This window comes from Luteibacter sp. P4_D7_3 (assembly GCF_056401735.1).
Genome location: NZ_JBFUIT010000230.1, coordinates 1 through 6,598, shown reverse-complemented (window position 1 = coordinate 6,598; position 6,598 = coordinate 1). Strand labels below are relative to the sequence as shown.

Annotated in this window: 6 protein-coding genes; 3 read left to right on the top strand and 3 right to left on the bottom strand. The window is 61.7% G+C overall.

The annotated features are described in order from the left end of the window. Positions 1–662 (top strand): hypothetical protein (locus AC1DSN_RS16470; protein ID WP_477331718.1); only part of this gene is annotated, 662 nt, incomplete at its 5' end. A 195-nt stretch (positions 663–857) separates the two neighbouring features. On the opposite strand, the gene mutS is transcribed toward AC1DSN_RS16470, so the two are convergent. Then, entirely contained in the window at positions 858–3,443 is a 2,586-nt protein-coding gene (gene mutS / locus AC1DSN_RS16465) for a DNA mismatch repair protein MutS (RefSeq protein WP_477331716.1), read from the bottom strand. 159 nt (positions 3,444–3,602) lie between these two features. On the opposite strand from mutS, the gene AC1DSN_RS16460 reads away from it, so the two are divergent. Both AC1DSN_RS16460 and AC1DSN_RS16455 read left to right on the top strand, forming a co-directional pair. Next, positions 3,603–4,733: a helix-turn-helix domain-containing protein gene (locus AC1DSN_RS16460; RefSeq protein WP_477331714.1), complete on the top strand. Its 1,131-nt coding sequence runs from the start codon at positions 3,603–3,605 to the stop codon at positions 4,731–4,733. Positions 4,734–4,740: 7 nt separating this feature from the next. Continuing rightward, a complete protein-coding gene (locus AC1DSN_RS16455; RefSeq protein ID WP_477331712.1) occupies positions 4,741–5,256 on the top strand; it encodes a hypothetical protein in 516 nt (171 codons plus the stop codon). Between the two features lie 70 nt (positions 5,257–5,326). On the opposite strand, the gene AC1DSN_RS16450 is transcribed toward AC1DSN_RS16455, so the two are convergent. Beyond that, the gene (locus tag AC1DSN_RS16450) at positions 5,327–5,560 is read right to left on the bottom strand and encodes a hypothetical protein (protein ID WP_063574401.1); all 234 of its coding nucleotides are present in this window, start codon (positions 5,558–5,560) and stop codon (positions 5,327–5,329) included. A 689-nt stretch (positions 5,561–6,249) separates the two neighbouring features. Next, positions 6,250–6,516, bottom strand: a complete 267-nt coding sequence (locus AC1DSN_RS16445; RefSeq protein ID WP_477296611.1) for a hypothetical protein — start codon at positions 6,514–6,516, stop codon at positions 6,250–6,252. Positions 6,517–6,598 lie beyond the last annotated feature (82 nt).

Genomic DNA, 6,598 nt, shown 5'->3' with positions numbered 1-6,598 from the left:
CGAGTACCGAAGTCCGTCGCGCGCCGATGCCGGACATGAGCGCAAAGGCGTGGTCCGACAGGCCGTCTATCGGCACCGCCTCATTCAAGGCGACAAAGGATACTGAGTACTACAAGACGCAAGTGTGGCAGGACGCCAAATACCAGACCAAAACCTATACCGAGACGTATTGCGCGCTCATGAGCGCAACGACGGGGGGGTGCATGGGCTTCGACGTGGCGACCCGCAAGTACGCGGAACAAGTGGATTCTGCTGGCTACAAGGAAGTGGAGCTCGATAAGCAGGTGGGCGGCCTGGTCGTAACGACTGAACTCTCTCGTCCGTTTGCGACGTTCAAGGTGGGCAAGGGCGACGTCGTTTTCGCGGACGGATTCATCCTCGACGGTGCCAGCGTTGCCGTCGATCATGACGCCTGCAAGCAGACGAGCGAGGATGTGGCTAGCTGTAGCATGAAGACGTTCAATCTGATTCGGGTGCCGATCAAGGCCGAGAACATCGCAGAGTGGCAGGGCGACCGGATCGGCGTTCCGTCATTAGCCGCATTGTTCGCCAGGGCAAAGCCGGCAGCGATAACCGTGGCATCTGGCACCTCCGCGCTTCCGGAAAAACCCGGCACGTTCGAGGCGGGCTGGGGCACGCGCTACTCGCTAAAGAGCAAGTAAAAGAACCGCCCCCCGAAACTCATCCCGGGCTGCTGACGCGGGATGAGGCGGGGGACGTGACGGGGCGGGAAGATGGAGAGTCGTAAGCCCCGTTGCGGGTGAGCCGATGGCCCAGACCGCAAGTTCACTATAGGAAGCTGTCACCCAGAGGGGAATTCGATTGTTCAGATCGACCCGATAGGGTGTCTCAATGGTTCACTGCAGCATTTTCTTCAGCTTGTAGAGGCGGTCCAGCGCGTCGCGCGGTGAGAGTGCGTCCGGATCCATGGCGCGAAGCGCCTCCTCGACCGGCGACGGCAGGGACGGCGCGAACAGACCCATCTGCGGCGTCGCGGCAGGCGGCGTTGCGACGGCGACGGTCACCTCGTGACCTTGCTCGAGCGCCGCCAGATAACGGCGTGCATCGGCGATCACCGCCTTGGGCAAGCCGGCCAGCGCGGCCACCTGCAAGCCGAAGCTGCGGTTGGCCGGGCCATCCTTCACGGTGTGCATGAAGACCAGCTGGTCGCCGTACTCGACGGCATCCAGATGCACATTGGCGATGGTCGGGAAGTCCTGTGCCAGTTCGGTCAGTTCGAAGTAGTGCGTGGCGAACAGCGTGAACGCGCAGCTCGTGGCGGCCAGATGGACGGCCGCCGCGCGCGCGAGCGAAAGCCCGTCGTACGTGCTGGTGCCACGGCCGACCTCGTCCATCAGTACGAGGCTGCATTCGGTGGCGTTATGCAGGATGTTCGCCGTCTCGCTCATTTCGACCATGAAAGTCGACTGGCCGCGGGACAGATCATCGCCCGCGCCGATACGGGTGAAGATGCGATCGATCGGGCCGATGGTCGCGGCGGACGCCGGCACGTAGCTGCCGACATGGGCCAGTAGCACAATGAGCGCGTTCTGCCGCATATAGGTGGACTTACCACCCATGTTCGGGCCGGTGATGACCAGCATGCGGCGGCTCCGGTCCAGCACGAGGTCGTTCGGCTCGAACGGCTCGTCGCGCACCTTCTCGACCACCGGGTGGCGGCCGCGCTCAATGTGGATGCCTTGTTCGTCGGTCAGCGCCGGTGCCGCCCAGTCCAGCGTTTCGGCGCGCTCGGCGAGATTCGCGAGTACGTCGAGTTCGGCCATGGCGGTGGCCGCGATCTTCAGTTCAGCAAGGCGATCGGTGAGTTTGTCCAGCAGCAATTCGTAGAGCGCGCGCTCGCGCATCAGCGAGCGCTCCTTCGCCGAGAGCACCTTGTCTTCGAACTGCTTGAGCTCTTCGGTGATGTAGCGYTCGGCGTTCTTCGTGGTCTGGCGACGCGTGTAGTGCTGCGGCGCCTTTTCCGAATGCGCCTTGGTGATCTCGATGTAGTAACCGTGCACGCGGTTGTAGCCGACCTTCAGCGACGAGATGCCGCTGGCGGCCTTCTCGCGCTCTTCCATGTCGACCAGGAACTGATCGGCGTTGGTGGAGAGCTGGCGCAGTTCGTCGAGTTCTTCGTCGTAGCCTTCGGCTAGTACGCCACCATCGCGCAGCAGCGCGGGTGGCTGCGTTATCACGGCGCGAGCGAGCAGGTCGGCGGTGTCTGCGTGATCGCCGATGCGTTCGACGAGGCTGTGCAGCAGCGGGCTGTCGAGGCCGGCGATGTCTTCGCGCAGCGACGGTGCCGCAGCGAGGCCGTCGCGCAGGGTGGACAAGTCACGCGGACGTGCCGAGCGCAGGGCGACACGCGCAAGAATGCGTTCGAGATCGCCGATGCCGCGCAGGCGTTCGCGCAGCGTGGCGTGACGGCGCGCATCGATCAGGCTGCCGATGGCCTGGTGCCGACCACGCAGCACCTGACGATCGCGCAGCGGACGATTGAGCCAGCGACGCATCAGCCGCGCGCCCATCGGCGTGACCGTTTCGTCGAGTACGCCGAGCAGGGTGTTCTCCACGCGACCGCTCTGGTGCGTATCGATTTCGAGGTTGCGCCGCGTGGCGGCGTCCATCGCGATCGTCTCACCCGCATTCTCCACGGCCATGCCGGTCAGATGGGGTAGGGCGGCCTTTTGGGTTTCCTCGACATAGCCGAGCAGGCAGCCCGCCGCGGCAACCGCCAACGGCATGCCGTCCACGCCGAAGCCGAGCAGATCACGCGTCTTGAAGAAACGGCACAGCTCGCGTCGCGCGGCGTCGCCGTCGAAATGCCAGGGCTGGCGCTTACGCAGGCCGGGCAGGGTCGAGACGAGCTTGGGCCACGCAACATCTTCGCCGACGAGGGTCTCCGCTGGCTGCAGGCGTGCGAGTTCGGCCGCGAGGCCTTCGGCGCTGCCCACTTCGGTGAGCAGGAAGCGGCCGGTGGAGAGGTCTACCCAGGCGAGGCCATAGCCTGTCGGGCCGGCGGCGATGGAGAGCAGCAGGTTGTCGCGGCGCTCTTCCATCAGCGCGGCGTCGGTCACCGTACCCGGAGTGACAATGCGCACGACCTCGCGCTTCACCGGGCCCTTGGACAGCGCGGGATCGCCGATCTGCTCGCACAGCGCCACGGACTCGCCCAGCTTCACCAGGCGCGCGAGGTAGTTCTCGACGGCGTGGTAGGGCACGCCCGCCATGGGGATCGGCGCGCCGGCCGACTGGCCGCGCTGGGTCAGGGTGATATCGAGCAGACGGGCCGCCTTCCGGGCGTCGTCGTAGAAGAGCTCGTAGAAGTCGCCCATCCGGAAAAACAGCAGGATATCCGGGTGCTCGGCCTTGGCCGCCAGGTACTGGCGCATGAAGGGCGTATGCCCGGCGACGGAGCGGTCGTCTTCTACGATTGCCATGAATTCACTGGAAAGGCGCGATGGCCGTACATGATAAGCGACCGCTGTTGGGCCTGCCGGAAACGAGGCATCGCCTGGCGCGGGCGCCCTGACGCGCCGATCTGTTCGCCCAACGGGCGGAATCTTGCAAATCACGAAATGCAAGATTATGATTTCCGCATGACAGCAGAAGACAAAGCGACTTCACGCTCCCTGGGCTTCCGGATCAGGGCAGCGCGGGATGCCAAGGGAATGAGCCAGGAAGCGCTCAGGAGCGCTTTAGGCATTGCCGACAGGCAAACTATTTCCGCGATCGAGAACGGTGAGCGGGCTGTAAAGCCCGAGGAGCTTGTTCGGCTGTGCTCACTTCTCGAGCAGAGTCTCGACTACTTCATAGATCCCTTTGTCGTCGCGGGGGAGGCAGAGTTTTCCTGGCGAGCTACCGATGCGTTGMCTGATACCGACCTGAATTCCTTCGAGGCGCGAGCTGGACAGTGGGTCGGCTTGCTGCGGTTCTTGCGAAGGTGGAACGCGTCGGCGAGCGATCCATTTTCCTTTTCTCTCCGGTTGAGCCCTCAGTCGACCTTTGAAGAAGCGCTGACGCTTGGAGAGTCAGTGGCTGAGAAGCTCGAGCTAGGCTCCGTGCCGGCCGCACGATTGACTGATCAGGTCGAGAGCGTTTTGGACATCCCTGTGCTTTTCATCGACGCCGTGGAATCACCGTGCGGGAGTGTTTCGGGCGCGACATGTCATTTGCCTGATCTCGGTGTGATCCTTATCAATCGAAACGAGCCCGAAGCGCGAAGGAACTACGATCTCGCGCATGAGCTCTTTCACGCGGTCACGTGGGACCAGATGAAGCCGGACCATCGTGACGGCTCCAAGGCGGGAAGTCCCAAGAGTAAGAGCTGGCGAATCGAGAAGTTGGCAGATAATTTTGCCGCAGGGCTTCTCATGCCACGTGCAGCACTGGACAGAGCGATCGATCCGCGCCGAATCGACGAGGTCGGCCATCTAGTGGATGTTGCGGACTTCCTAAGGGTCTCGCCGTCGGCGCTGGGCTATCGACTATTCAATGCGAAATTGATTAGCCAGGCGCTTTGCGACTCGCTCCGTGGCGCGACGAGTCGGCTTCAGAATCAGGGGCGGCCCAAACGCTTTTCGTCGGCGTTCGTGGAGCTGCTTCGTCAAGGTATCGAACGAGGCCAGGTATCGGCCCGCAAGGTCGCCAAGTCACTGGCTATGACTATGCCGGAATTGGCGGATTTGTTCGCCGAACACTCAACACAGCCAGCGCCGTTCGCGCTTTAAGGTCGAAATGGCGAAGGATCGCGTGCTCTTAGATACCTGCATCATCATCGAAGCATTTCGTGTCAATTGCTGGAAAGCACTATGTGCCCGTTACGACGTCGAGACAGTTGAGAAATGYGTCGAAGAAGCATGTACAGGGGATCCGCTCAACCCCAGGCGCGTCCCGATTGATCGGAAACTACTTACCGGTGGACTCAGTAGAGTTCATCCGGTCACAGATCTGGAGCGGGCGACGTTCTCCATCAACAACGCTGGCCTCCCGGGGTTGGACGATGGTGAACTGCATTTGCTCGCGTGGCTACACGCAAATCAGCCCATCCCCATCACCTTGCTCATTTCGACGACCGACAAAGCGGCTCTGAAGGCGGTCCACATGCTCTCGTGGTTGAGTCACGTTAGTTCGCTCGAGATGCTGGGCAGAGCAGCCGGCATGGATAAGAAGCAACTTCAAAAGCTCGAAGATCATTTTCTTGAGCCGTGGATGGCCTCAGTGCGGATTCAATGCCAGCAGGGGATCCTGTAGGGACTTCAAACAGCTGGCAACTACACAAACACCGGCTCCCCGTAGGAGCCGATTCATCGGCGATCCCGGCTTACCTTTCCGCAGCACCCCCAACCAACCCCGCACGCCCCTCAGCCAAACACCAAAGTCCCCTCTGCGTCATCGCCCCGATCGCATCCAGCGCCAAGGACATCTGTGCGCAATCCAGATCCTCGGATTCGTGCACCAGCTCAGCCAACAACTGAGTCACGCCACGCGAGTACTGCAGCCACTCGGTGGCCTCGTTCAAAAGCTCATGCGCGTTGGCATCGGTTTCCATAAGCATTACCTGCTCCTTGTGTATTCGGCGCGCGTCTCCAAACGCGGCACGCAGTGCTACAGCGCGGCGTGCCGCGGCCCATCGGACCCGCGGTTTCACCGGCTGTCCGTGACCGGACGCCGGGCGGTTGATTGAATAACGTGGATAGCGGCGTCAGCGCGTTTTCTTCGGCCAGCCGGCGACGTGCCGGGTGCTACGGCCAAGAAAATTCTGATGCAAACGGCGAACGCCGCGGTTCTTCAACCGTGTCTGCGCTAGATGCAGACGGCCCGGTTTCCGCTGGGGGTGCCACCTTGGGGATCTGGCGGGCGGGCGAGTGCCGTAGAATGGTGGGCAGCCATTATCAACTCCTAGAGTAGTTGGTTTGGTTAGCGGGTCAGGGGTGTTCCTAACGCACCCTTGGCCCGCGCTTCTCACCGCATCGAGCGATGGTTGCCTGCGACGCGTTCTTGTCGATGACGCGGGCAACGATGTGACCCTAGCAAAACAAGTTTGGGTTGTCTGTAGGGGCTGCAATCGGTAGCAGATATTGCCGTCTTTGCCCCGCTGATCGACGTAAGTTCGAGTGCTCATGCCTGAGATATTTCTTCAGGCAGCACGTTCGCTTTTGTCGGAAGACGGCTCGAAGAAACTCCCATCTCGTCAGTCAGTTTCGACGCTTTTGTCGGAAGACGTTTTCGGGTCACCTGATTTATTCAGTCCGCATTTATTCGCCGAAGTCGTTCGTCTTTTTTACTGAGCTTCTCAAGGGGYGCATCACGGCAACCGCATTCGCCTGCGGAGCCGAACGTCATGGCTGGCTCCATGGCGATGAACGCCCAGCCCTGCTTACCACCCAGGCGGATCTTGCAGACGCCCATGAGGCCCGTTTGCGCCTGGGTGTATCCATAGGCGGGTACGTCGGAGATGTCGGTGGCATTCGCGGCCGCAAAGTAAAGGATCTTTGAACTGTTGACGTCCATGACCTCAGCCTTCCCGGGGCGCATGCAATAGTCGGGGCCATCGTCGGCGCCGCCTCCGCTATACATGAGTACAAGTAGTCAG

What these genes read in the sequence shown, in the direction of transcription:
- AC1DSN_RS16450 (WP_063574401.1), bottom strand. Translation starts at nt 5,560, where the DNA reads ATGCTTATGGAAACCGATGCCAACGCGCATGAGCTTTTGAACGAGGCC.